General features: G+C 72.1%; 24 protein-coding genes, 1 pseudogene and 1 riboswitch. Of the genes and pseudogenes, 7 read left to right on the top strand and 18 right to left on the bottom strand.

Annotated features, from left to right (window positions below; genetic code table 11):
* The coding region (locus tag F8A92_RS12180; protein WP_228389405.1) for a multicopper oxidase domain-containing protein at positions 1-2009 on the top strand (2009 nt) is incomplete at its 5' end.
* 122 nt (positions 2010-2131) lie between these two features.
* Here F8A92_RS12180 and F8A92_RS12175 read toward each other — a convergent pair.
* Positions 2132-2821, bottom strand: a complete 690-nt coding sequence (locus tag F8A92_RS12175) for an SDR family oxidoreductase (RefSeq protein WP_153505436.1) — start codon at positions 2819-2821, stop codon at positions 2132-2134.
* A gap of 53 nt (positions 2822-2874) precedes the next feature.
* A riboswitch (TPP riboswitch) is annotated at positions 2875-2979 on the top strand.
* A 48-nt stretch (positions 2980-3027) separates the two neighbouring features.
* Between F8A92_RS12175 and F8A92_RS12170 the strand changes: the two genes are divergently transcribed.
* Genes F8A92_RS12170 through F8A92_RS12155 form a run of 4 tightly spaced genes read left to right on the top strand, consistent with a single transcriptional unit; the run spans position 3028 to position 6641 of the window.
* Positions 3028-3675 carry a YkoF family thiamine/hydroxymethylpyrimidine-binding protein gene (locus F8A92_RS12170; RefSeq protein ID WP_153505435.1) on the top strand — a complete coding sequence of 216 codons (648 nt, stop codon included), beginning with the start codon at positions 3028-3030 and terminating at the stop codon, positions 3673-3675.
* Positions 3672-4295, top strand: coding sequence for an ECF transporter S component (locus F8A92_RS12165; RefSeq protein WP_153505434.1), 624 nt, complete (start codon positions 3672-3674; stop codon positions 4293-4295). The genes F8A92_RS12170 and F8A92_RS12165 overlap by 4 nt, the downstream gene beginning before the upstream one ends.
* Positions 4282-5916 (top strand): ABC transporter ATP-binding protein, encoded by a 1635-nt coding sequence (locus F8A92_RS12160; RefSeq protein WP_153505433.1) that lies wholly within the window; start codon positions 4282-4284, stop codon positions 5914-5916. The genes F8A92_RS12165 and F8A92_RS12160 overlap by 14 nt, the downstream gene beginning before the upstream one ends.
* The gene (locus tag F8A92_RS12155) at positions 5913-6641 is read left to right on the top strand and encodes an energy-coupling factor transporter transmembrane component T family protein (protein WP_194291471.1); all 729 of its coding nucleotides are present in this window, start codon (positions 5913-5915) and stop codon (positions 6639-6641) included. Before F8A92_RS12160 ends, F8A92_RS12155 begins: the two co-directional genes overlap by 4 nt.
* Before the next feature lie 208 nt (positions 6642-6849).
* On the opposite strand, the gene F8A92_RS12150 is transcribed toward F8A92_RS12155, so the two are convergent.
* Genes F8A92_RS12150 through F8A92_RS12135 form a run of 4 tightly spaced genes read right to left on the bottom strand, consistent with a single transcriptional unit; the run spans position 6850 to position 9333 of the window.
* Positions 6850-7227 (bottom strand): DivIVA domain-containing protein, encoded by a 378-nt coding sequence (locus F8A92_RS12150; protein ID WP_153505431.1) that lies wholly within the window; start codon positions 7225-7227, stop codon positions 6850-6852.
* Positions 7224-7634 (bottom strand): transcription antitermination factor NusB, encoded by a 411-nt coding sequence (gene nusB / locus F8A92_RS12145; RefSeq protein WP_153505430.1) that lies wholly within the window; start codon positions 7632-7634, stop codon positions 7224-7226. The genes F8A92_RS12150 and nusB overlap by 4 nt, the downstream gene beginning before the upstream one ends.
* Entirely contained in the window at positions 7634-8197 is a 564-nt protein-coding gene (gene efp / locus F8A92_RS12140) for an elongation factor P (protein ID WP_153505429.1), read from the bottom strand. The genes nusB and efp overlap by 1 nt, the downstream gene beginning before the upstream one ends.
* 26 nt (positions 8198-8223) lie before the next feature.
* On the bottom strand, positions 8224-9333 hold the full coding sequence (locus F8A92_RS12135; RefSeq protein ID WP_153505428.1) for a M24 family metallopeptidase: 1110 nt from the start codon (positions 9331-9333) through the stop codon (positions 8224-8226).
* A gap of 180 nt (positions 9334-9513) precedes the next feature.
* Here F8A92_RS12135 and F8A92_RS12130 point away from each other — a divergent pair, with 180 nt between their 5' ends.
* Positions 9514-11208 (top strand): PHA/PHB synthase family protein, encoded by a 1695-nt coding sequence (locus F8A92_RS12130; protein WP_153505427.1) that lies wholly within the window; start codon positions 9514-9516, stop codon positions 11206-11208.
* Between the two features lie 99 nt (positions 11209-11307).
* On the opposite strand, the gene aroQ is transcribed toward F8A92_RS12130, so the two are convergent.
* The 11 genes from aroQ to F8A92_RS12075 are packed head-to-tail and all read right to left on the bottom strand — an operon-like array spanning position 11308 to position 20939.
* Positions 11308-11757 (bottom strand): type II 3-dehydroquinate dehydratase, encoded by a 450-nt coding sequence (gene aroQ / locus F8A92_RS12125; RefSeq protein WP_228389404.1) that lies wholly within the window; start codon positions 11755-11757, stop codon positions 11308-11310.
* Positions 11754-12833, bottom strand: coding sequence for a 3-dehydroquinate synthase (gene aroB / locus F8A92_RS12120; RefSeq protein ID WP_153505426.1), 1080 nt, complete (start codon positions 12831-12833; stop codon positions 11754-11756). The genes aroQ and aroB overlap by 4 nt, the downstream gene beginning before the upstream one ends.
* Positions 12830-13339: a shikimate kinase gene (locus tag F8A92_RS12115; RefSeq protein WP_153505425.1), complete on the bottom strand. Its 510-nt coding sequence runs from the start codon at positions 13337-13339 to the stop codon at positions 12830-12832. The genes aroB and F8A92_RS12115 overlap by 4 nt, the downstream gene beginning before the upstream one ends.
* Positions 13336-14514 (bottom strand): chorismate synthase, encoded by a 1179-nt coding sequence (aroC, locus tag F8A92_RS12110; RefSeq protein ID WP_153505424.1) that lies wholly within the window; start codon positions 14512-14514, stop codon positions 13336-13338. The genes F8A92_RS12115 and aroC overlap by 4 nt, the downstream gene beginning before the upstream one ends.
* Positions 14515-14565: 51 nt before the next feature.
* Complete coding sequence (locus F8A92_RS12105) at positions 14566-15075, bottom strand: prepilin peptidase (protein WP_194291470.1); 510 nt, start codon at positions 15073-15075, stop codon at positions 14566-14568.
* Positions 15076-15077: 2 nt separating this feature from the next.
* Complete coding sequence (locus tag F8A92_RS12100; RefSeq protein WP_153505422.1) at positions 15078-15920, bottom strand: shikimate dehydrogenase; 843 nt, start codon at positions 15918-15920, stop codon at positions 15078-15080.
* Between the two features lie 7 nt (positions 15921-15927).
* The gene (gene mltG / locus F8A92_RS12095) at positions 15928-17085 is read right to left on the bottom strand and encodes an endolytic transglycosylase MltG (protein ID WP_153505421.1); all 1158 of its coding nucleotides are present in this window, start codon (positions 17083-17085) and stop codon (positions 15928-15930) included.
* Positions 17086-17144: 59 nt separating this feature from the next.
* Positions 17145-17633 (bottom strand): Holliday junction resolvase RuvX, encoded by a 489-nt coding sequence (ruvX, locus tag F8A92_RS12090; protein WP_153505420.1) that lies wholly within the window; start codon positions 17631-17633, stop codon positions 17145-17147.
* Positions 17630-20323 carry an alanine--tRNA ligase gene (gene alaS, locus F8A92_RS12085; RefSeq protein WP_153505419.1) on the bottom strand — a complete coding sequence of 898 codons (2694 nt, stop codon included), beginning with the start codon at positions 20321-20323 and terminating at the stop codon, positions 17630-17632. The genes ruvX and alaS overlap by 4 nt, the downstream gene beginning before the upstream one ends.
* A 7-nt stretch (positions 20324-20330) precedes the next feature.
* Positions 20331-20582, bottom strand: a complete 252-nt coding sequence (locus F8A92_RS12080; RefSeq protein WP_153505418.1) for a hypothetical protein — start codon at positions 20580-20582, stop codon at positions 20331-20333.
* Between the two features lie 3 nt (positions 20583-20585).
* Positions 20586-20939, bottom strand: a complete 354-nt coding sequence (locus F8A92_RS12075; protein WP_153505417.1) for a DUF948 domain-containing protein — start codon at positions 20937-20939, stop codon at positions 20586-20588.
* Positions 20940-21042: 103 nt separating this feature from the next.
* Here F8A92_RS12075 and F8A92_RS12070 point away from each other — a divergent pair, with 103 nt between their 5' ends.
* The gene (locus F8A92_RS12070) at positions 21043-22023 is read left to right on the top strand and encodes an LLM class flavin-dependent oxidoreductase (protein ID WP_153505416.1); all 981 of its coding nucleotides are present in this window, start codon (positions 21043-21045) and stop codon (positions 22021-22023) included.
* A gap of 80 nt (positions 22024-22103) precedes the next feature.
* Here the strand turns inward: F8A92_RS12070 and F8A92_RS19080 are convergent, their stop codons facing one another.
* Together F8A92_RS19080 and F8A92_RS19075 are read right to left on the bottom strand one after the other, a co-directional pair.
* Positions 22104-22931 (bottom strand): AAA family ATPase, encoded by an 828-nt coding sequence (locus F8A92_RS19080; protein WP_228389403.1) that lies wholly within the window; start codon positions 22929-22931, stop codon positions 22104-22106.
* 67 nt (positions 22932-22998) lie between these two features.
* Positions 22999-23361, bottom strand: a pseudogene (locus tag F8A92_RS19075) (AAA family ATPase); the annotation flags it as partial.
* Positions 23362-23548 lie beyond the last annotated feature (187 nt).

Genomic DNA, 23548 nt, shown 5'->3' with positions numbered 1-23548 from the left:
GCTCGGCGTGTTCACCGCGTACGACGACCTGCAGCCGGTCCTCGACCGGCTCGCTGCCGGTGCGGCGAAGGCGGGCCTGCGCGGTCGCCGGCTCGCGAGCGGGCACCGCCGCGGCGCTGGTCCTCGCCGCGTTGGCGATCGGCGCCGTCGTCCTCCCACTGGCGGAGGCCGTGCGGGCCAAGCCGCCGTCGACGTACGCCACCTGGGCGACCATCTGCGCCCTGGGATGGCTGCTCAGCTCCACCGTCGCTCTCGCGGTGCTCGTCGGCGGCGCCCGCTCGTGGCCGGCCGCCGCCGACCGGCTCGCGTGGCTGCTCGCGCCGTTCGCGGCCGGCTTCGCCGCGCAGCTGGTCAGTGGCGCGCTGTCGTACCTGCTGCCGGTCGTGCTGCGCGGCGGACCGAAGGTCACCCGAGCGATGAACCACGAGCTCGATCGCGGGCTCGGTTGGCGTCTGGTGCTCATCAACCTGGGCGCGGTCCTGTTCAGCCTGCCGGTGCCGAGCCTGGTCAAGGTGGTCGCCTCGATGCTGGGGTTGGTGGGCCTCGCGTCGTTCGCGGTGCTCGCGGTGCGCGCGGTCATCGTCAGCCACCGGCAGCGGGAGCGTGAGCTGCCACCACCCGCGTCGCATCCGCGCACGCGAGTCGGCGGCGCGCTCGCCGGGCTGGTCGTGGTGACGCTGGCCGTGGCCGGCGCGGTCGCGCTGGACCCCCAGGCGGTCAACGGCTCGACGTCCGCGGCGGACGGCGTCACCGCGACCGGCCACACCACCGAGGTCAGCATCACTGCGAAGGACATGCGGTTCACGCCCGGCTCGATCGACGTCCCCGCAGGGGATCGCCTCGTGCTGAAGGTGACGAACGGCGAGGCCGCCCAGGTGCACGACCTGGTGCTCGACACAGGCCACACGAGCGGTCGGCTGTCCCCCGGTCAGACCGCGTCGATCGACGTCGGGATAGTCGGCCGCAGCATCGAGGGCTGGTGCTCGGTCGTGGGGCATCGGCAGATGGGCATGGTCCTGCACATCAGGGTCACCGGCTCGCCGGTCGCGGCCGGGACGTCGGCGGCGCCGGGCTCACCGGCGTCCGGCTCGCATGCCGGGCACCCCGGATCCGCCGCGGCGTCGACGGGCCCCGCTGCCGACGCGATCGACCTGTCGAAGAAGCCGCCGGCCGAGTTCGTCGCCCACGACCCGACCCTGCCGCCGGCCGCGGGCACCACCACCCACAAGGTGACGCTCACCGTCCAGGAGCTGGTGACCGAGGTCGCCCCCGGAGTCAGCCAGCAGCTGTGGACCTACAACGGCAGCACCCCCGGCCCGACGCTGCGGGGCAAGATCGGCGACACCTTCGAGGTGACGCTGGTCAACGACGGCGCGATGGGGCACTCGATCGACTTCCACGCCGGCGAGGTATCCCCCGACGCCAACATGCGCACGATCGCGCCCGGTGAGTCGCTCGTCTACACGTTCACCGCGGACCACAGCGGCATCTGGCTCTACCACTGCTCGACGATGCCGATGTCGGCGCACATCGCCAGCGGGATGTACGGCGCGGTGATCATCGACCCGCCGGACCTCGCGCCGGTCGACCGCGAGTACCTGCTGGTGCAGTCCGAGTACTACCTCGGCCAGCTGGGCGGACCGACCGACCCGCGGAAGATCGCGACGATGCAGCCGGACCTGGTCACCTTCAACGGCTACGCGAACCAGTACGACGCGCAGCCGCTCGCGGCCTCCGTCGGTCAGCGGGTCCGCGTCTGGGTACTGACCGCGGGGCCCAACCTCGGGACCTCGTTCCACGTGGTCGGCGGCCAGTTCGACACCGTCTACAAGGAGGGCGCCTTCTTGCTGCGGCCGGGATCCGGCGGCGCCCAGACGCTCGACCTGGCCGCCGCGCAGGGCGGCTTCGTCGAGCTGGTGTTCAAGCAGCCCGGCAGCTACCCGTTCGTCGACCACGTGATGGCGCTCGCCGAGCGCGGGGCGCACGGCCACTTCGTCGTGACGCCCTGACGACCCGGCCCACATCGTCGTCCACCGCCGGTTGTGTTGTGCCCGCTTCGGGCGTAGTCGCCCGAAGCGAGCACACCACAACGAGAAGGTCGGCGAGGTCGCGGACGGCGGGAGGCCATCGACTACCGGCGGGTCGGGCGTACTGAGACGACCTCGAGGGTCGCGTCGGGGCTCGCCTCCACCGCGGCGCGCACCGCGCGGGCCACCGACTCCGGCGTCAGGTAGAGCTCGGGCTGATAGGTCCCGCCGTCGTGCTCGACGATCTCCCGCTGCATGTCGGTGTCCACCTTGCCGGGATGCACCGAGCTGACCCGGACGCCGTTGGGCCGCTCCTCCTCCCGCAGCACGTCGGCGAAGGCGCGCAGCGCGAACTTCGTCCCGCAGTACATCGCGTTCTCCGGATTGGTGAAGAACCCGGAGCCGGAGTTGATCAGCACGACCATCCCCCGCGTACGGCGCAGGCCCGGCAGCGTCCGCGCGGTCAGGTCGGCGACGGCGAACAGGTTCGCCTCGAAGATCTGCCGCCACTGCGCGCGGGTCGTGTCGATGACGGCGTTCTTCGTGGAGATGCCCGCGTTGTGCACCAGCAGATCCAGGTCGGGCAGCGAGGCCGCCGCCTCGGCGAGCGCCGCCTCGTCGGTGAGGTCGGCTACGAACGGCTCCGCCGACTCGAGCTCCGCGCACGCGGCGCGGGCAGCCTCCGCGGTGCGCGCGCCGATCAGGAGATGGTGCGTGGCCTGCAGCTCGCGGGCGATGGCGAGGCCCACGCCGCGCGAGCCACCGGTGATGAGGGCAATCGGTCGATCAGTCATCACCCGACCCTACTGGCCCCCTCGCGCCGCGGATGCCGGGCGCGTAGGGTGGGCGACGACCCCCGGGGAGCGCATCCAGCGCTGAGAGTGTGGCTCGGCCACAGACCCGTGAACCTGATCCGGCTCGTACCGGCGTAGGGAGTTGGGCACGCGTGGACCCTCAGCGTTCCTCGCGTCTCTTCGTTCTCGGTGGTCCGGGAGCACCGATGGACGACCGGCAACCGGCCGACCCGGCCGAGTTCGGGATCGGCATGCGCTACAGCCTGCATCCGGCGAGCGACGACTTCGTGCACGTCATCCTCACCGCGATCGCCGAGGCGGGCGACGGCGACGGCACACTCGATATCGACACCGGGCCGGTGAGCACGTACGTCGGGGCCACCGCCGCCCCTGCGGAGCCGGCGCTCGCCGGCTACCTGCTACGCACCGTCGGCGCCGCGGCGCGCGCGATGGACGGCGGCCACCTCGTCACCCACGTGCTGCTGTCGCGCGGGTGCCCCGGCGAGATGGAGTGCACCCTCCTCGATCGCTATGCGCTGCCCACGCCGGACGCCGTGGCGCTCGAACCGGCCGGCCTGGACGCCGACGTCCAGTGGTCGCTGTACCCGCTGATGGACGGCGACAGCGGGCACGGCGCGCACCTCGAGCCCATCGAGCGGGCGATCGAGCAGGCCAAGCAGTCCGGCCTGGAGGTGACCCCCGCGCACTTCGCGACGATGCTGCGCGGCGACCTCGCGCAGGCCCTCGAGCTCGTCTTCACGACCTGGTCCGAGGTCGGCCGCAGCGTGCCGCACGTCGTGTGCCACCTGACCATCTCCATCGGATCCCCCTCGCGAACGGAGCAGCACGCATGAGCACCTCGGAAACCGACCGCATCGCCCGCAAGCCGTCCGTCCAGCGCGGCTGGCGCCTGCACGACCTCGTCCTCATCGCCGTCCTCGGCGCCGTCTTCGGCTTCCTGTACTACGCGCTCGTGCAGGCCTGGCTCGCGCTGTCCATCGCGATGGGCCCCTCGGGCGACCTCGCGCAGAACATCCTGTGGGGCGGCTGGATGGTCGTGGCGCCGCTGGCGCTCTACATCACCCGCAAGCCCGGCGCGGGCATCGTCGCGGAGGTGATCGCCTCGGTGATCGAGGTCGTCGTGCTCGGCTCGCCGGTCGGCCCGAAGCTGTTCCTGACGGCGCTCGTGCAGGGCGTCGGCGTCGAGCTGGTGTTCGCCGCGACGCGCTACCGCCGGTGGACGTGGGGCACCTTCGCGCTGTCCGGACTGGTCGGCGGCGCCGCCATCTTCGTGTACGAGGCGAGCGTCCTGGGCTGGTGGGGGCAGAGCATCGTCGTGTGGCGGGCGATCATCCACCTGGCGAGCTGCGTCGTGCTCTGCGGTCTGCTGGCCAAGGCGCTCGGGGACCTGCTGGTGCGGACGGGCGTACTGGACAACTTCGCCGTCGTCCGCGACCTCCGTGACCGACGCTGACCTGCTGACGGTTCGCGCGCTCGCCGTCCGGTTCCCGGGAGCCGGCGGCGAGCGTCCGCAGCATGTCGATCTGCGAGTGGAGCCGGACGAGTCCGTGCTGCTGCTCGGACCGTCCGGATGCGGCAAGTCCAGCCTGCTGCGCTCGGTCGCCGGCGTCATCCCCGACGTGGTGGACGCCGACGTGTACGGCAGCATCCTCATCGACGGGCACTCGACCGAGGGCCGCTCGATCGCGCAGATCGCCGACGACGCGGGCTTCCTGGCCCAGGACCCGCTCGACTCGGTGGTCCTGGCGCGCGTGGACGACGAGGTCGCGTTCGGTCTGGAGAACCTCGGCCTGCCGCCGGCCGTCATTCGCGACCGGGTCGCGTCCGCCTTGCACGACGCCGGCTGCGCGCACCTTGCCGAGCGTGACACCGCGACGCTCAGCGGCGGGGAGCTGCAGCGGGTCGCCCTCGCGGCGACCCTAGCTCGCGAGCCTCGGCTGCTGCTGCTCGACGAGCCGACGTCCATGCTCGACCCCGCGGCCGCCTCGGAGACCCGACGCCGGCTGACCGGCGACGGCCGTGCGACGCTCCTCGTCGAGCACCTCGTCGACGACCTGAGCGTGCTGCCGGCGCGCACCGTGGTGCTCGACCGGTCAGGTGCCATCCTGGCCGACGGGCCCACCACCGAGGTGCTCGTGCAGCGGGCCCCGGAGATCGCCGCGGCCGGCTGCCGGCTGCCGTACGGCGTCGAGGCGGCGCTCGCGCTCGGCGTCCGCCCCACCTCGGACGACATCGACCGGCCGGAGAGATCCCTCGAGCGTCTCGCGGCCGCGCTGGGTCCCGGCGCCTTGGACGCGCGGCGGGACGGACACTCGGCCGAACCGCTCGTGGACGCCGCCGCCGCAGCGTTCCGCGCCGGCCGGTCGAGGCGATCCCCCGTCGTGGTGGCGTCGGCGACGCTGAGCCTGCGCCCGGGCTCGGTCACCGCCGTGCTCGGCCGCAACGGCTCGGGCAAGACGTCGGCGTTCCTCGGCATCGCTGGGCTGCTGCCCCACCACGGCGGGCGGCTGCACGTCGCCGGGAAGGTCGCGATGGTGTTCCAGCATCCGGAGCACCAGTTCCTGCGGCGGTCGGTCCTCGACGAGATCTGCTTCGGCTCCGCTCTGGATCCCGACGGTGCTCGGGCGATCATCGACGCGTTCGGGCTGGGCGGCCTGGAGGAGCACGATCCGTTCCGGCTCTCGGGCGGTCAGCAGCGGCGGCTCTCGATCGCCATCGCCGCTGCGCAGCGCCCCGACGTGCTGCTGCTCGACGAGCCCACGTTCGGGCAGGACGCCGCGCACGGCGCCCGGCTCGCCGGGCTGATCCGGGGGCTCGCCGACGACGGCCTCGCGGTCGGGATGATCACCCACGATTTGCGGCTGGTCGGCGCGATCGCCGACGCCGTGTGCATGGCCGCGGCCGGCGTGCTCGGCGCGCCACGGCCGGTCGAGGAGGTGCTGCGCGACGACCAGGCGCTCGAGGACGCCGGGCTGCGCCGGCCACCGATCCTGACATGGTGGGCGCGCCGAGAGCCGGAGGTCGGGCTCGGCGCGCTGCTGGGCGCCCTCGACCGGCGGACGGTCCGCGCGTGAGACGGCTCGCGATGGTCAATCCGAGCGTGAAGCTCGTGGTGCTCACCGTGCTGAGCCTGGGTCTGCTTCTGGTGTTCGACCCGCTCACCCCGACGGTGCTCTACCTCGGGCTGCTCGGGCTGTGGCTCGTCGACCGCACCGTGCCCGTCCGCACGCTCCTCCTCGGGCACCTGCCGTTCCTGGCCTTCGCGCTCAGCGTGCTGGTGGTGAACTCCGTGACGCGCGCCGGCCGCCCGCTCGCTCGGCTCGGCCCGCTGACCGTCACCAACCACGGCCTGGCGGTGGGCGGGTCGCTCGCGATGCGGACGCTGGTGGTGGGCCTCGGCGTCATCCTCATGGTGCGCACGACCCCGCCCGCGGCGCTGCTGGAGAGCCTGCGCCAGAACCTCCGGCTGCCGGACAACGTCTGCTTCGCCGTCGTCGCGGGCTACCGGCTGCTGGCCGACCTGCCCGAGGCCTGGCAGACGCTGCTGCGGGCCCACCGCATGCGCGGCTTCCGACGGGTCGGTCCCGCGGTGGCGGGGCGCGCGGCGGTGGCGTTGCTGGCCTCCTCCATCCGACGTGGCGAGCGGCTGGCGATCGTCATGCAGACCCGCGGGCTCGGCGCGCACCCCCGGACCTCATGGCGACCGCAGCGGGTCACCGCCAGCGACCTGGCCTGGGCGGTCGCGGTGCTCGGGACCGCTGCGGCGCTGACGGTAGCGGCGCGCCTCACCGGCCTTTGAACCGCCGGCGCGCGGTGGTCACCTGGCCGAGCGGTACGTCCACCGGGCGGGTTGTGTGCAGCGGGCGGGGTTGTGTGCAGCGGGCGGGGGTGTGTCCCTTGAGCGGGCCGATCGACCCGCTCAATGGGCACGAGCCCACTCACTGAGCAGAAGCCCTTCCGCGGGGCACAAGTCCGCGTCGACGAGCACGCCGACCAAACGCGCAGCGCTACCGGCCGAGCAGCCGCTTCCAGAAGCCGGAGCGGTGCTCGACGAGCCCGCTCTGCACGCGAGCGGGCGGCTCGGGGCGAACCCGCGAGACCGGCTGCTGCCCGGTCAGCTCGCCGAGCACCCCGTCGATCAGGTCGTCGACGTCGTCCGGGTGGTAGCCGCGCTTCCCGATCGGTGGCTTGGCGAAGATGCAGGTCTCCAGCCGGCCCACGATGTCCTCCACGGTCGCCGGGCCCACCAGGGCGTCCTGCAACTCGTCGAGGAAGCGGTCGACCGCCTCGTCGTCGTAGCCGCGAGTCCCCACCGGCGGCTTGCGGAAGGCGCTGTCGTGGACCCGCGCGGCGAGCCGCGCGCGGTGCTGCGAGTCGGCGGTCATACGACTAGATCCGGCTTGACCTTGACCAGGCGCCCGAGCAGCCCGTTGACGAACTTCGGCGAGTCGTCGGTGGACAGCGTCTTCGCGAGCTCGACGGCCTCGTCGATCACCACGGCGTCGGGTACCTCGTCGACCCACAGCAGCTCGTAGATCGCCGTGCGGATGATCGCCCGGTCGACACCGGGCATCCGGGTGAGCGTCCAGCCCTCGGCGTACGTCGTGACGAGCTCGTCGATCCGCTGCCGGTGGGTCGCGACGCCCTCGACCAGGGTGAGGGCGTACGGCTGCACGGGCCGGTCCGGATCGGCCAGCCGGTCGGCCGCCGTGCTCACGGCGTCGGTGCCGCGCAGGTCCGACTCGAACAGCAGGTCGATCGCCCGCTTGCGAGCCTTGGTGCGGGCGGACATTAGCTGTTGACGCGGCCGAGGTACGACCCGTCGCGGGTGTCGACCTTCAGCTTGTCGCCGGTGTTGATGAACAGCGGCACCTGGATCTGCGCGCCGGTCTCCAGCTCGGCCGGCTTGGTGCCTCCGGTGGACCGGTCACCCTGCAAGCCCGGGTCGGTGTGCTTGACGACGAGCTCGACGCTCGCCGGCAGCTCGACGTACAGCGGCGCCCCGTCGTGCGTGGCGACGACGGCCTTGGTGTTCTCCAGCATGTACTTCGCCGCATCACCGACGGTCTCGGCCGGGATGTTGATCTGGTCGTACGTGTCACCGTCCATGAACACGAAGTCGGAGCCGTCGTTGTAGAGATACTCCATGTCGCGCTTGTCGACGTTGGCCGTCTCGACCTTGGTGCCGGCGTTGAACGTCTTGTCGACGACCTTCCCCGAGAGCACGTTCTTGAGCTTGGTGCGCACGAAGGCACCGCCCTTGCCGGGCTTCACGTGCTGGAACTCGACGACGGACCACAGGTTCCCGTCGAGGTTGAGCACGATGCCGTTCTTCAGATCATTGGTCGTGGCCACAGCCAGGTCCTCTCCGTCGTTGGTCGCTAGAGGACGACGAGGTCCTTGCTCGTCATCGTCAGCAGGTCGGTGCGGGTCCCGCCGGCGGCGGAGGCGTCCTCGTGCAGCACGAGCGTGTCCTCGATCCGGACGCCGCCCCGACCCGCGAGGTAGACCCCTGGCTCGACGGTGACGCAGACCCGATCCTCCAGTTTAGTCTCTGCCAGCTGGCTGAGGTTCGGCGCCTCGTGCACATCGAGCCCGACGCCGTGCCCAAGGCTGTGCGCGAACGTCTCGCCGTACCCCGCGGCGGCGATGATGTCGCGGCTGACCGTGTCGATCTCCTTGCCGGTGCGCCCGATCCGCAACGCCTCGGCGCCGGCGCGCTGCGCCTGCGCCACCAGCTCGTAGATCTCCCGCTGCCAGTCCGCCACGTGCCCGACCGCGTAGGTGCGGGTCATGTCGGAGTGGTAGCCGCGATAGGTCGACCCGAAGTCGATCTTGATCAGGTCACCGGCCTCCAGCACCCGATCGCCCGGGCTGTGGTGCGGGATGGCCGAGTTGGGGCCGGTCGCGACGATCGTCTCGAAGGACACCGTCTCCGCCCCGAGGTGCAGCATCCGGAAGTCCAGATCGAGCGCGATCTCGCGCTCGCTGCGCCCCGGCGCGATGCCGCCGGCCGCGACCAGGTCGGCCAGCGCCTGGTCGGCGATGTGCGCGGCCTGGCGCAGCAGCTCGATCTCGCCGTCGTCCTTGATCGCGCGCAGGTCTTCCACGGCCGACTGCAGGCTGATCATCCGGACGCCTTGCGCGGCGTCCGCCAGCGCCTTTGCCTCGTCCACCGAGGTCACGTGCGTCTCGTACGCCAGGGTCTGCACCGAGGAACCGACCTCGGCCAGCACCGCCTGACCGGACGCCCGGCCCACCAGCAGCGGCAGGTCCGGGACCTGCGTCTTCGACTGCTCGACGTAGCGGCCGTCCGTGCTGAACAGGTCGCGCGCGGCGTCCGCGCCGACGATGAGCGCCGCGTTGGAGCCGGTGAACCCGGTGAGGTAGCGGATGTTCAGCAGGTTGGTGATGAGGGCGGCGTCCGCGCCGAGGCCGGCGATCTTGCGGCGCAGGTTGTCGCGACGGGTGGCGTGCTCGAGCTCAGGCATGGGCCCCAGCGTAGTAGCGGCCACCGGGGTCACCGTCCCGGCCGGCGCCGGTGAAGTGGCCGAGATCACTGACATGGGGATACGGTGTCGAGGGTATGACCTAGACCACACGATGCGACAACATCTGTCGGGAGGCACCAGGTGAGCGCTCAACCGGAATACGTCCGACCGTCCGAACTAATGAAGGCCACGTCCACAACCGCGGCGATGGCGCGCGAGGCCGAGGCGATGCTCCGGGAGGAAGCGCTCGGCGGCGGCATCGTCGTCGCCCTGGATCCGATTCGCAGCCGGGACGTGTTCCGGCTCCTGGCTTCTCGCAAGGCGTGGACCGAGGGGTACCCGCGCCTGGCCGGCGAATGGCTCAAGGTGGCGCTGGGACTGTCGACCATCGAGCTGCCGCAGAAGGACGTCTTCTACGGCGACCGCGTGTGGCACACCCATCCGCTGTTCCGCCGCCTGGCGCAGGCCCACCTGGCGTTCACCGAGGTCTTCGAGTCGGTCACGTCGAAGCCGGACGGGCCGTGGACCGACCAGGAGCGCGCCGCCTTCGTCCGGGCGATCGTCACCGGCGCGGTCTCCCCCGCCAACTTCCTGCCGACGAACCCGGCCGCGTTGCGCGAGGCCATCGACACCCGCGGCGCCTCGCTGATGCGCGGGCTGCGCAACTTCCTGGTCGACCTCGGCGAGAACAAGGGCATGCCGTCGATGGTCGACTCCACGCCGTACCACGTGGGCGAGAACCTCGCCTGCACGCCGGGCAAGGTGGTGTACCGCGAGGAGCTGTTCGAGATCCTGCAGTACGAGCCGCAGACCCCGGACGTGCACGCCCGGCCGCTGCTGTTCGTGCCGCCGCAGGTCAACAAGTTCTACGTCCTGGACCTCGCACCGGGCCGTTCGATGGTCGAGTACGCCGTGCAGAACGGGCTGAGCACGTTCATGCTCGTCTGGCGCAACCCGCGGGAGGATCCCGCCCTGCGGCACGGCAGCTGGGGGCTGGAGCTGTACACCGAGGGCCTGCTGCGGGCGATCGAGGTCGTGAAGGCGATCAGCGGCGCGGACGACCTCAACGCGATCGGACTCTGCGCGGGCGGCATGACGACGGCGTTCGCGCAGTCCTACCTCGCGGGCGAGGGCGACGGCTCGATCGCGAACGCGACGTACATCGTCACGATGCTCGACCCGCGCGAGCCCAACATGGTCACCGGTCTCGGCACCGAGGAGTCGCAGCAGCAGATGGCGCGGCGCTCGGAGAAGGCGACGGTGATCAACTCCAAGACGATGGCGGCGAACTTCGCCTGGATGCGCCCGAAGGACCTGGTGTTCAACTACGTCATCAACAACTGGCTGATGGGCAAGCGCAGCCCCGCGTTCGACGTGCTGTCCTGGAACGCCGACGCGACGAACGTCTCCTCGACGTTCGCCCGCGACACCCAGGAGATGCTGAACGGCGGCGCGTTCACCAAGCCCGGCACGATGACGCTGCTCGGGCGCCCGGTCGACCTGAAGGCGGTCACCACCGACGCCTTCCTCGTCGCCGGGCAGCGCGATCACATCACCACCTGGCGGCCGTGCTTCATGACCACCCAGGTGCACGGCGGCGAGACCGAGGTCGTCATCGTCAACAGCGGGCACATCCAGACCTTCGTGAACCCGGTGAAGGGCTCGCGCTACAAGTACTGGACCGGCCCCGGCGGCGTCCCCAACCCGGACGAGTGGCTGGCCACCGCCGACCAGGTCGACGGCTCGTGGTGGCCGAAGTGGCTCGAGTGGGTCACCGCCCGCTCCGGGCCCAAGCGCCGCGCGCCGCAGGCGCTGGGCAGCGCCGAGTACCCCCCGATGGAGGACGCGCCCGGGCTGTACGTGCACGAGAAGTAAGCCCGCCGTCCCACCACGCACCGCTCGCAGTGGGTTGTACCCCGCTATCGCGTGATTAGCGGGGTACCACCCACCGCGAGAGCGTGGGCTGCGGGGTGACTACTTGGTCTCGGCCTGCGCGACGAACCGGACGACGGCCTGGATCGCGTCGGCGTACCCCTCGACGCCGAGGCCGGCGATCACGCCGCGGGCCACCGGGGAGATCACCGAGGTGTGCCGGAAGTCCTCGCGGGCGTGGATGTTGCTGATGTGCACCTCGACCAGCGGCGCGGTCAGCAGCGCGCACGCGTCCCGCAGGGCGTAGGAGTAGTGCCCCCACGCGGCCGGGTTGAGCACGACGGGGGTCTCGAGGTCGGCCGCCTCGTGCAGCCACTCGATCATCTCGGCCTCGCTGTTGGTCTGGCGCACCTCGATGGTGCGCCCGACCGCCTCACCGACGTCCTTGCAGTACTCGACGAGCTCCTCGTACGTGCCGGACCCGTAGATCAGCGGCTCGCGGCTCCCGAGGCGGTTGAGGTTGGGTCCGTTCAGGACGAGGATCTCGCTCACTGCACTGCCTTTCGTGACACGACGGAGAACGCCTCGACGAGGGTCTGCTCCGCGGGGCTTTCGAGGATACGGGGGGCGGCCAGCCGATCGAGGACGACGAACCGCAACCGGGCGCCACGGGACTTCTTGTCCACCGCCATCGTCGCACGAAGCGCCTCCCACGGCGTCCCGTCGTACGACGTGGGAAGCCCGACGCCCTCCAGGATGCTGCGGTGGCGGTCGGCGGTCGCGTCGTCGAGGGACCCGGCGCGGCGGCCGAGCTCGGCGGCGAACACCATGCCGACGGCGACGGCGTCCCCGTGCCGCCAGCGGTAGTCCTCGGCCCTCTCGATCGCGTGCCCGAGGGTGTGGCCGTAGTTGAGGATCTCCCGCAGGCCCTGCTCGGTGAGGTCCTCGCCGACGACGCGGGCCTTGACCGCGACCGCGCGCTCGATGAGCTCGGCGGCGAACGGCGCCTCGGGGGTCGCGGCGGCCTCCAGGTCGCCTTCGATCAGCTCGAGGATCACCGGGTCGGCGATGAAGCCGGCCTTGATCACCTCGGCCAGCCCGGCGACGTAGTCCGCGCGCGGCAGGGTCGCGAGCGCGTCGACGTCGCAGATCACGCCCGCAGGCGGGTGGAACGCCCCGACCAGGTTCTTGCCCGCGGCGGTGTTGATCGCGGTCTTCCCGCCGACCGCGGCGTCGACCATCCCCAGCAGGGTGGTCGGCACGTGCACGACGCGCACGCCACGCAGCCAGGCCGCAGCGACCCAGCCGCCGAGGTCGGTGACCGCTCCCCCGCCGACGGTGACGACGGCGTCGTTGCGGGTGAACCCGGCGGCGCCGAGCGCGTCCCAGCACCGGCCGGCCACCTGCAGCGTCTTGCCCGCCTCGGCGTCCGGGACGACGAGAGGCAGGACGGTCCGTCCGCGCTCGCGCAGCGCCCGCATGACCCCCGCGGCGTACCCCGCCAGCGAGTCGGTGTGGATGACCGCGACCCGGTCCGCGCCCTCCAGCATCTCCGGCAGGGCGGCGCCGGCCCCGGCGCCGATGACGACGTCGTACGGCGTCGACCCGGCGACCGTCACGCGCGTCACGACGGGTCCGCCAGGAAGTCCGCGAGCCCGTCGGCGATCTCGTCGGCGGTGCGGCCGGTGGTGTCGACCTCGACGGTGGACACCTCGTCGTACAGCGGGGTGCGCAGCTCGAGCAGGTGCTTGAGAGTGGCGCGGGGATTCATCGCCAGGACCGGCCGGTTGGTGCCCAGCCCGACGCGCGCGGCGGCGTCCGACAGCGACACGACCAGCCACACCACGCGATGCGCGCGCAGCGCGTCGCGGGTGCGCGGGTCCAGCACGGCGCCGCCCCCGAGCGACAGGACACCCTCGTGCTCGTCGAGCGCGCGGAGGATGGCCCGGTGCTCGAGCTCGCGGAAGTGCGCCTCGCCGTCGTTGACGAAGATGTCGCTGATCGCCTTGCCCTCGGCGGCCTCGATGTCGTGGTCGATGTCGCGGAAGCCCACCCCGAGGCGCTGCGCCAGCAGCGGTCCGACGGTCGACTTGCCCGAGCCGGGCGCGCCGACGAGGACGACCAGCGGCTTCACCGGACCGCCATCGCGGCGACGTACGCCTCGAGGTTGCGGCGGGTTTCGGCGACGCTGTCGCCGCCGAACTTCTCCACGAGCGCGTTCGCCAGCTCGAGCGCCACCATGGCCTCGGCGACCACACCGGCCGCCGGGACGGCGCACACGTCGGAACGCTGGTTGATCGCGACCGCCTTCTCACCGGTGGCGATGTCGACGGTGTCGAGGGCGCGCGGGACGGTCGAGATCGGCTTCATCGCCGCCTTGACCCGCAGCACCTCGCCGTTGGTCATCCCGCCCTCGATGCCCCCCGCCCGGTTGGTGCGGCGCGCAATCGTGCCGTCGGGCGACTCGATCTCGTCATGCGCCGCCGACCCGCGCCGCCGCGCCGTCTCGAAGCCGTCGCCGACCTCGACGCCCTTGATCGCCTGGATGCCCATCAGTGCGGCGGCGAGCCGCGCGTCGAGGCGGCGGTCCCAGTGCACGTACGACCCGAGGCCGATCGGCAACCCGCTCACGACCACCTCGACGACGCCGCCGATGGTGTCCCCCGCCTTGCGGGTCTCGTCGATCTCGGCGACCATCGCCTCGGTGGTGGCCGGGTCCAGGCAGCGCGCGGGGCTCTCGTCGATGACCGCGAGATCGCCGGGCTGCGGGACCAGACCGTCGGGGGCCTTCACCGTGCCGAGCTCGACGACGTGGCTGATGACCTCGGCGCCGCACACCTCGCGCACGAACGACTTGGCGATCGCGCCCAGCGCGACGCGCGCCGCGGTCTCGCGGGCGCTGGCCCGCTCGAGCACCGGCCGGGCGTCGTCGAAGCCGTACTTCTGGATCCCCGACAGGTCCGCGTGCCCGGGCCGTGGCCGGGTCAGCGGCGCGTTGCGGGCCTGGGCGGCCAGCAGGTCGTCGTCCACCGGGTCGGCGGACATCACGGTCTCCCACTTGGGCCACTCGGTGTTGGCGACGTGGATGGCGATCGGCGAGCCGAGCGTGACGCCGTGCCGTACGCCGCCGGCCACGGTGACGACGTCCTTCTCGAACTTCATCCGCGCGCCGCGGCCGTAGCCGAGGCGCCGGCGGGCGAGCTCGTCCTGCACGGCCCCGGTGGTGATGGGTACGCCGGCGGGCATCCCCTCCACGATCGCGGTCAGGACGGGGCCATGGGACTCACCAGCGGTCAACCAACGCAGCATTGCTCGATTCTCCCATCACCGGCGCCGCGGGCTTCGCCGGGTCGGGCCGCCTCAGCCGCGCAGCGCGGCCGCGAGGGCCAGCACGACGTACACGAGCCACCAGGCGGTGATCATCGGCGGCCCGAACGCGACGTGCCGGCGCCGCCACGGCACCGCGAGGTCGCTCTGCCTGTCGACGTACCGCGCGAGCACCAGCCAGAGCGCGGTGCACACCGACAGGGCGAGCAGCCACAGGACGACGGTGGCCGGGTCGAGGTGCCCGAGCGCCAGCCCGATCACCCCGAGGAGCTTCACGTCGCCGAGACCGAACGCGCCTGGTGAGAGCAGCGCGAGCAGATAGCCGCCGGTCGCCAGCGCCGCCCCGGTGAGCAGCATCGGCGGCCACCGGCCGCCTCCGGAGAACACCGCGCCGATCGCCGCGATCGCGAGGATCACCAGCGCCGCGGGCGCGGTGAGCCGATCGGGCAGCCGATGTTCGCGGACGTCGACGCGGATCAGCGGGACGCCGGTCGCGACCGCGGTGACGGCGATCGCCAGGTCGGCGGCCGGCAGCCCCAGCACGGTCATCCCAGCGCGGCGCGCATGGCGGCCACGGAAGGCCGCCGTCCGGTCATCAGCCGGACCTGCTCGACGGCCTGGTGCAGCAGCATCCAGATGCCGTCGATCGCCACCGCGCCGCCCGCGCGCGCCGCCGCGAGCAGCGCGCTGGCGCCGCCGCCGTACGCCGCGTCGAGCACCACCTGCCCGTGGTGGAACCGGGCATCGGCTGCGGCGTCCGCGGCGCCGGGCGGGACCGTGCTCAGCACGAGGTCGGCGCCGCTCACCGTCGAGGCGAGCTCCGACCAGGGGACGAGGTCGATCGCGCAGCCCAGGCGGTCGCCGACGGCGGCGAGCGTCGCGGCCCGCCGGGGATCGCGCACGACGACGTCGGTCCGGGTCGCGCCGAGGCTCTGCAGCGCGGCGAGCGCCGCGGCCGCGGTGCCACCCGCGCCGAGGATCACGGCGTGCCGGTCGCCGGCCTGCGCGTGCCCCTGGTCGGCGAGCGCGCCGACGATGCCGTCGACGTCGGTGTTGTAGGCGTGCCAGGAGGTGATCCGCGCGCCTTCGTACAGCGGCACGAGCGTGTTCGCGGCGCCGAGCGCCTCGGCCCGCGGGTCCCGGACCTCCGCCCGCTCCAGCGCCTCGGCCTTGCCCGGCATGGTCACCGACAGCCCGCCGCACGGCAGGCCGTCGAGCCCGCCCGTACTCACGGCGTCGACGAAGGCGGCGAGGTCACCGGCCGCCACCTCGCGGCGGGTGTAGGTCCAGTCGAGGCCGAGCTGCCGGTAGGCGGCCAGGTGCAGCGCCGGGGACCGGGAGTGCTCGATCGGTGATCCGATCACCGCGCACGCGCGACGCGCCGTCATGGCCGGGTCAGCACCAGCCCTTCTGCTGGCACTGCTGCTTGGCGGCCAGGAACTCCTGATCGGTGGTCACGAACGCGTGGTGCCCGTCCTCGCTGTTGCGCACGTAGTACAGCCACGTGCCGTCGGCCGGGGCCAGCGCCGCCGCGATGGACGCCTCGCTGGAGCTGGCGATCGGCGTGGGCGTCAGCCCGGGGAGCACCCGCAGGTTGTACGGGTTGTTCTTGTCCTCGAGGTCGGACTTCGTCAGCTGGTCGCCGGGCTTGCCGGCGCCGTACGCGGTGGCGGCGTCGATCTGCAGCGGCATCGGCTTGGCGAGCCGGTTGTAGATGACGCGCGCGACCTTGGGCCGCTCGTCGTCGTGCTTGGCCTCCCGCTCGATGAGCGAGGCGATGATCAGCACGCCGTACGGCGACTGGCCGACCGCCGCGGCCTTCTGCTCGAGCTGGGTCTCCGCGGCGACCGCGTTGAACTGCGCCACCATCGCCTGCAGCATGGCCAGCGGCGTCTGCTCCGGGTCGAAGGTGTAGGTGCCCGGCTGCAGGAAGCCCTCGAGCTTGTTGGCGTTCGCCGGCACCCAGCCGGGCAGGCCGAGATTGGCGCGGTCGCCGAGGGCCGCCTCGAAGTCCGACTTCGGCTTGCCGGTGCTCTCGGCGAGCTTGGCGATCGTCTGGTCGACCGTGAGTCCCTCGGCGAAGGTGATCTTGTACGTCTGGACCGCGTTGGGGTCGAGCATCGCCTCCAGCGCGAGGGAGGCCTTCATCTGCTTCTTCAGCGAGTACAGCCCGGGCTGCACGCTCTTGGACTTGTCGTTCGCGGACGCCGCCTCGGTGAATGCCCGCGCCGACTTGACCACGCCGGCGTCCTCGAGCTTGACGGCGATGTCCGAGATGGTGTCGCCCTCGTCGACGCGCACCTGCACCGTGTCGCCGCCCGCGCCGGAGTAGTCGGGGACGTCGCCGAAGCCGGCGAACAGGTCCTTGGCGAACAGCACCGCTGCGACACCGATCGCGACCGCGACGAGCGCGGCGAGCGCGGGGGCGAGCCGCCGATGCCGTTTCGGGCGATCGTAGGCGTGCTCCTCCCCGTCGATGTTTCCGCGGATCAACGCGCCGAGGTCATCGACCTCGGAGCCGTCGTCGCGGGTGCCTTGCTGGTGTCGTGCCACGCTTCAGTCACCGCACTTTCGCAGGGGTCCGCATTGGGGGCCATGGCCGATGGTAAAGATTAGCAATCGGACGCTTCGCTGCGCGGGGCGTTCGGCGCCGGGTCATCGTCGCGCTGCGCGTCCAGGTACGCCTGCAGGATCACCGCCGCGGCGGTCTGGTCGATCACCGACCGCTGACGTCGCGTGTCGAGCCCGGCCGCGCGCAGCGCGCCGGACGCCGAGACGGTGGTGAACCGCTCGTCGACGCGCGCAACGGGGACGGGGGCGATCGCCTGCGCCACCTTCGCCGCGTAGTCGTCGGCCACCGCGACCGCCCGGCCGCCGGCTCCGCTGAGGCTGGTCGGGCGGCCGATCACCACCTCGACCGCCTCGTACTCGCTCACCAGGCGCGCGAGCTCGGCGACGTCCGTGTCGCGCTTCTTGTCGCGGCGCAACGTCGTCAGCCCGGTCGCGAGCCGCCCGTCGGGGTCGCACACCGCGACGCCGACGCGGGCGGCGCCCGGGTCGACCCCGAGCCGCCGCCCGCGCGGGAGGCGAGATCCGCTCACGCGGACCCGGTGACCTTCTGGCCGACGTAGTGCTCGGCAGCGGTCAGGCCGGCGGCCGCACCGCCGGCGTCGGTGCCGCCGCCCTGCGCCACGTCGTCCTTGCCGCCGCCACGGCCGCCCATCGGCGCCGCGAGCACCTTGATGATGTCGCCGGCCGAGAGCTTCCACTCGCGGGCCTTGTCGTTGGTCGCGACGATGAACGAGACACCCTTGTCACTGCCGGACGTGATCGCGACGACGCCCGGGCGGTCGGCGGACAGCCGTCCGCGGATGTCCAGCGCGAGCGCCCGCAGGTCGTTGCCGGCCAGGCCCTCGGGCGCCTGGACGCCGACGTACGACACCCCGAACACGTCGACGGCGTTGCGCGCCAGCTCCCCGGCGTTGCCGAGCACCGCCTGCGACTTCAGGCGGGCGATCTCCTTCTCGGCGCTCTTGAGCCGCTCGACGACGGCACCGATGCGATCGGGCAGCTCCTCGCGGGGCGCCTTGAAGCTCTCGGCGAGCTGCGAGACGAGCAGGTGCTCCTTGGCCAGGTACTGGTAGGCGTCGATGCCGACCAGCGCCTCCACGCGTCGTACGCCCGAGCCGATCGAGGACTCGCTGATGAGCTTGACCATGCCCAGCTGCCCGGCGCGGGCTGCGTGCGTGCCGCCGCAGAGCTCGCGCGAGTAGGCGCCGCCGATCTCCACGACCCGCACGGTGTCGCCGTACTTCTCGCCGAACAGTGCCATCGCGCCCATCTTGCGGGCCTCGTCGAGCGACGTGAGGAAGGCGCCGACCTCCAGGTCGTCCATGAGCATCGAGTTGACCTCGTGCTCGATGCTCTCCAGCGAGGAGGCCGACACCGCGGTCGGGGTCTTGAAGTCGAAGCGCAGACGGCCGGGCGCGTTCAGCGAGCCGGCCTGGGTCGCCGACTCGCCGAGCTCACCGCGCAGCGCGCGATGGATCAGGTGGGTCGCGGTGTGCGCGCGGGAGATCGATCGGCGCCGGCCGATGTCGACGATCGCGTGCGCACTGGCGCCGACCTGGACCTCGCCGTCCACGACCCGGCCGCGGTGCACGATCAGCCCGCCCATCGGCTTCTGCACGTCGACGATCTCGATCTGCCCGCCCGCGACCTCCAGGACGCCGTGGTCGGGCTGCTGGCCGCCGCCCTCGGCGTAGAACGGGGTCCCGTCCAGGACGATCTCGACCTCGTCGCCCTGCTCGGCCACGGTCGCCTCGGCGCCGTCCCTCAGCAGCGCGGCGATCCGCGATTCGCGGGCGATCTGGGAGTAACCGCTGAAGTCGGTGGCGCCGAGGGTGTCGACGAGCCGGCGGTACGCCGACTGGTCGACGGTGCCCAACGAACGGCCGGCGCGGTCCGCCTTCGCGCGGTCGCGCTGCCGGCCCATCAGCGCCCGGAAGCCCGCCTCGTCGACCTGCAGACCCTGCTCGGCCGCCATCTCGAGGGTGAGGTCGATCGGGAAGCCGTAGGTGTCGTGCAGCGTGAACGCCTGGTCCCCGCTGATCGTCGAGCCGCCCGACCTCTTGGTCTGGGCGACCGCGGTGTCGAGGATCGTGGTGCCCTGGCGCAGCGTCGAGGCGAACTGCTCCTCCTCGGCGAAGGCGTAGTTGGTGATCCGGCCGAAGTCGCGCTCGACCTCGGGGTAGCTGGCCTTCATGCAGTCGCGGGCCGTCGCGAACAGCTCGGGGAACGCCGCGTCCTGGTAGCCCAGCAGCCGCATCGAGCGGACCGCGCGGCGCAGCATGCGGCGCAGCACGTAGCCGCGTCCCTCGTTGGTCGGCGTCACGCCGTCGCTCATCAGCATCAGACCGGTGCGCACGTGGTCGGCGACCACGCGCATCCGCACGTCATCCTCCGGCGCCGCGCCGTACCGCCGGCCGCTCAGCTCGGCCGCCTTGTCGAGGATCGGGTAGACCTCGTCGATCTCGTAGAGGTTGTCCACGCCCTGCAGCTGGGTGGCGACCCGCTCCAGGCCCATCCCGGTGTCGATGTTCTTCGTCGGCAGCGACCCGACGATCTCGAAGGCGTTGCCCTTGCCCAGGCCCTCCTCGGACGGCCCGCGCAGCGACTCCATGAACACCAGGTTCCACAGCTCGATGAAGCGCTCTTCCCCGCCGTGCTCCGGGCCGCCGTCCGGGCCGTACTCGGCGCCGCGGTCGATGAAGATCTCCGAGCACGGCCCGCAGGGCCCGGGGACGCCCATGTCCCAGAAGTTGTCCTTGCCGAGACGCTGGATGCGCTCGGGGGCGACGCCGATCTCGCGGCGCCAGATGTCGGCGGCCTCGTCGTCGGAGGTGTGCACGGTGACCCACAGGTCGCGCTCGGCGAAGCCGAGGCCGCCCTCGGACTCCGGCTTCGTCATCAGCTCCCACCCGTAGCGGATCGCGCCTTCCTTGAAGTAGTCGCCGAAGGAGAAGTTCCCGCACATCTGGAAGAAGGACGCGTGCCGGCTGGTCTTGCCGACCTCTTCGATGTCGAGGGTGCGCACGACCTTCTGCACGCTGGTGGCGCGCTTCCACGGCGGCGTCTGCTCACCGAGGAAGTACGGCTTGAACGGGACCATTCCCGCGTTCACCAGCAGCAGCGTGGGGTCGTCGCTGACCAGGCTGGCGCTGGGCACGCGGGTGTGCCCGTTGTTCTCGAAGAAGGACAGGAATCGAGAACGAATCTCAGAAGTTTGCATTGCCGGTCTAGATTTCCTTGGTCGTGGTGGGAGGCTCGGCGTCCAGGCCGACCCCCGCGCGGAGCTCGTCCTCACGCTGGTGCATCGCGATGCGCACGTCGGCGGCGAACTGCTGCAGACGCTCGACGGCGTTCGCCGCACCACGTCCGGTGCGCTGCGCGAGCGCCTCGGGCTTCATGGCCTCGGCGGCCATCGACAGCTTGCGGACCACCAGGACGCCGATGGTGATGCCCATGGCCAGCCAGAACAGACGACGCATGATCTACCGTCCCGTCCGCTTCGCCGCCGCCTTGCGGACGCCGTAGGTGAACGAGGCCACCTTCACCAGCGGGCTGCCGATGGTGCTGGAGACCAGCGAGGTCAGCGCGGCGGCGTTCTGCGACATGTTCTCGGCGTTGGCGGCGATGCCGTCGACCCGCTCGAGATTGGCGTTGACGTGCTTGACGGTGTCGACCGCGTTCCGCAGCAACGGGGTGGCGCCCTCGTGGGTCTTGCGCACGGCCAGCGTGGCCTCGTCGAGGGTCCGGCCGAGCTTGAGGATCGGCACCGCCAGCAGCAGGACGAGCAGCAGGAAGGCTCCTGCGGCCACGAGCGCTGCGATCTCTCCACCGGACACGTTGACTCCTTAGCGTGGTTGGACGTGCGTCAGCGTCCCAGACTACCGCGTAGTCACGAGCCGCCCGTCGCCGTGCGGACCGCCGGTGGCCTACGCTCCGCGCATGGACATCTCCTGCGCATTCGCGACCAGCCTGCAGACGCCCGAGCACATCGCGATCGCCGACTCGCTCGGCTATCGGCGGGCCTGGGCCTACGACTCCCCCGCGCTGTACCCCGACGTGTGGGCGATGCTGTACGCCGCGGCGGAACGTACCGAGCGGATCGCCCTCGGCCCGGGCGTGCTGGTGCCGAGCCTGCGGCACCCGATGACGAACGCCGCCGCGATCGCCGGGCTGTGCGCGATCGCGCCGGGGCGGGTGGTCGTGGCGGTGGGCTCCGGCTTCACCGGCCGGCACGCCCTGGGCCAGCGCCCGATGAAGTGGCGCGACGTGCGCCGGTACGTCGAGGTGCTGCGGGCTCTGCTCGCGGGCGAGGTCGCCGAGTGGGAGGGTGCGCCGATCAAGATGCTGCACGGCCCCGGGTTCGCGGCGGCGCGGCCGATCGACGTCCCGATCCTGATCGGCGCCAACGGCCCGCTGGGCACGGAGGTCGCCAAGGCGGTCGGCGACGGCATCTTCGCGGCCGCGGTGCCCAACGAGCGGGCCGAGGGCTGGCAGGCGCTGCTGATGTACGGGACGGTCCTGGAGGACGGCGAGGACGGCTCCTCGCCGCGGGTGGTCGACGCCGCGGGTCACGCGCTCGCGGTGCGCTTCCACGCGATGTACGAGCGGCAGGGCGCCGACGGCGTCCGCCGCTACCCCGGCGGCGAGGCGTGGGTGCGCAGTGTTGAGGCGGCGCCGGCCGACCAGCGGCACCTCGCGGTGCACGAGGGCCACATGGTCACCCTGAACGAGCACGACCGCGAGGCGGTGGCCGATGCCGCGACGATCATCCGCAAGCTGACGCTGACCGGCTCACGGGCCGAGATCCGCGACCGGGTGGCGGCGTACGCCGAGCAGGGCGTCACCGAGATCGCGTACCAGCCGGCCGGCTCGGACATCCCGCGCGAGCTCGAGGCGTTCATGTCCGCGGTGGGGTCCTAGGCCCCGTTGAGTTGTTGCGACTTCGGGCGACGTCGCCCGAAGTCGCAACAACACAACGGTCCCGGGAGACCGGCAATGCGTCAGCGGTCGCGGAGGATGCGGCGGATCTTCGCCAGCCGCTCGCCGATCGCCTTCTCGACCCCGCGCCCGGTCGGCACGTAGTAGTCCTTGCCGTCGACGACGTCCGGCGCGTACTGCTGCCCGGCGATGCCCTCCTCGAGGGCGTGCGGGTAGACGTACTCCTGCGCGTGGCCGAGCTTCTTCGCCCCGGCGTAGTGCCCGTCGCGCAGGTGCGGCGGCACGGTGCCCAGCGAGCCGGCGCGGACGTCGGCGATGGCCGCGTTGATCGCGGCGTACGCCGCATTGGACTTCGGTGCGCAGGCGAGGTGCACGACGGCCTGGGCGAGCGGGATCCGGCCCTCCGGCATGCCGATGAACGACACCGCCTGCATCGCGGCGATCGCCGTCTGCAGGGCGCTCGGGTCGGCCATCCCGATGTCCTCGCTGGCGGAGATGACCAGCCGGCGGGCGATGAAGCGCGGATCCTCCCCCGCGGTGATCATCCGGGCGAGGTAGTGCAGGGCGGCGTCGACGTCCGAGCCGCGGATGGACTTGATCAGCGCGCTGGCGACGTCGTAGTGCTGGTCGCCGTCGCGGTCGTAGCGGACGGCGGCGACGTCGATCGCCCGGGCGACCGTCTCGGCGTCCACCAGGGAGCTGCCGTCGCCGTCGGCGATGTCGGCGGCGGCCTCCAGGGAGGTCAACGCCCGCCGCGCGTCCCCGGCGGCCGTCCGCACCAGGTGGTCGAGGGCGTCCGGCTCGATCTCCAGCCGGCCGGCCAGGCCGCGCTCGTCGCCGAGCGCCCGGGTGAGCACCGCGCGGACGTCGTCGTCGGCCAGCGGCTCCAAGGGTGAGCAGCAGCGAGCGGGACAGCAGCGGCGAGACCAGCGAGAAGAACGGGTTCTCGGTGGTCGCCGCGATCAGCGCGACCGTGCGCTGCTCGACGGCGGCCAGCAGCGAGTCCTGCTGGGTCTTGGAGAAGCGGTGCACCTCGTCGATGAACAGCACCGTCTGCTCCCCGCCGCGCTGCCGCCGCTTCCGGGCCTCCTCGATCACCGCGCGGACGTCCTTGACGCCGGCATTGAGCGCCGACAGCTGCACGAACCGCCGGTTGGTGGCGTGCCCGATGACGTGCGCGAGCGTCGTCTTGCCGGTCCCCGGCGGGCCGTACAGGATCACCGACATCGCGGTGTCGCCCTCGACGATGCGCCGCAGCGCCGTCCCAGGACCGATCAGCTTGCGCTGGCCGACGACCTCGTCGAGGGTCCGCGGCCGCATGCGCACCGCCAGCGGCGCGTGCGGGTCGACGGCGGCCTCGGGTGGCGGCTCGTCGTACGCCGGATCGTCGTCCGTTCCGGGAATCTCGAACAGGCCTGCCACCTGGCCCATGGTAGGCGTGCCCCCTGCGCTTCGCGCGCGCCGTCGGCCCCTGTACGCCGAAGCGGGGTTCGTCGACCGAAGCGGG

It is taken from the genome of Cumulibacter manganitolerans (assembly GCF_009602465.1).
GTDB lineage: Bacteria > Actinomycetota > Actinomycetes > Mycobacteriales > Antricoccaceae > Cumulibacter > Cumulibacter manganitolerans.
This window is presented reverse-complemented; position numbering and strand designations above follow the sequence as displayed.

Excerpts from the sequence above, each read along its gene's own strand:
- F8A92_RS12175 (WP_153505436.1), bottom strand. The coding sequence starts at position 2,821 with ATGACTGATCGACCGATTGCCCTCATCACCGGTGGCTCGCGCGGCGTG.
- F8A92_RS12100 (WP_153505422.1), bottom strand. The coding sequence starts at position 15,920 with ATGACGGCGCGTCGCGCGTGCGCGGTGATCGGATCACCGATCGAGCAC.
- F8A92_RS12080 (WP_153505418.1), bottom strand. The coding sequence starts at position 20,582 with ATGCGTCGTCTGTTCTGGCTGGCCATGGGCATCACCATCGGCGTCCTG.
- alaS (WP_153505419.1), bottom strand. The coding sequence starts at position 20,323 with ATGCAAACTTCTGAGATTCGTTCTCGATTCCTGTCCTTCTTCGAGAAC.
- F8A92_RS12070 (WP_153505416.1), top strand. The coding sequence starts at position 21,043 with ATGGACATCTCCTGCGCATTCGCGACCAGCCTGCAGACGCCCGAGCAC.
- F8A92_RS12130 (WP_153505427.1), top strand. The coding sequence starts at position 9,514 with ATGAAGGCCACGTCCACAACCGCGGCGATGGCGCGCGAGGCCGAGGCG.
- F8A92_RS12135 (WP_153505428.1), bottom strand. The coding sequence starts at position 9,333 with ATGCCTGAGCTCGAGCACGCCACCCGTCGCGACAACCTGCGCCGCAAG.
- nusB (WP_153505430.1), bottom strand. The coding sequence starts at position 7,634 with ATGTCCGCCCGCACCAAGGCTCGCAAGCGGGCGATCGACCTGCTGTTC.
- F8A92_RS12170 (WP_153505435.1), top strand. The coding sequence starts at position 3,028 with ATGGACGACCGGCAACCGGCCGACCCGGCCGAGTTCGGGATCGGCATG.
- F8A92_RS12165 (WP_153505434.1), top strand. The coding sequence starts at position 3,672 with ATGAGCACCTCGGAAACCGACCGCATCGCCCGCAAGCCGTCCGTCCAG.
- F8A92_RS12150 (WP_153505431.1), bottom strand. The coding sequence starts at position 7,227 with ATGACCGCCGACTCGCAGCACCGCGCGCGGCTCGCCGCGCGGGTCCAC.
- aroC (WP_153505424.1), bottom strand. The coding sequence starts at position 14,514 with ATGCTGCGTTGGTTGACCGCTGGTGAGTCCCATGGCCCCGTCCTGACC.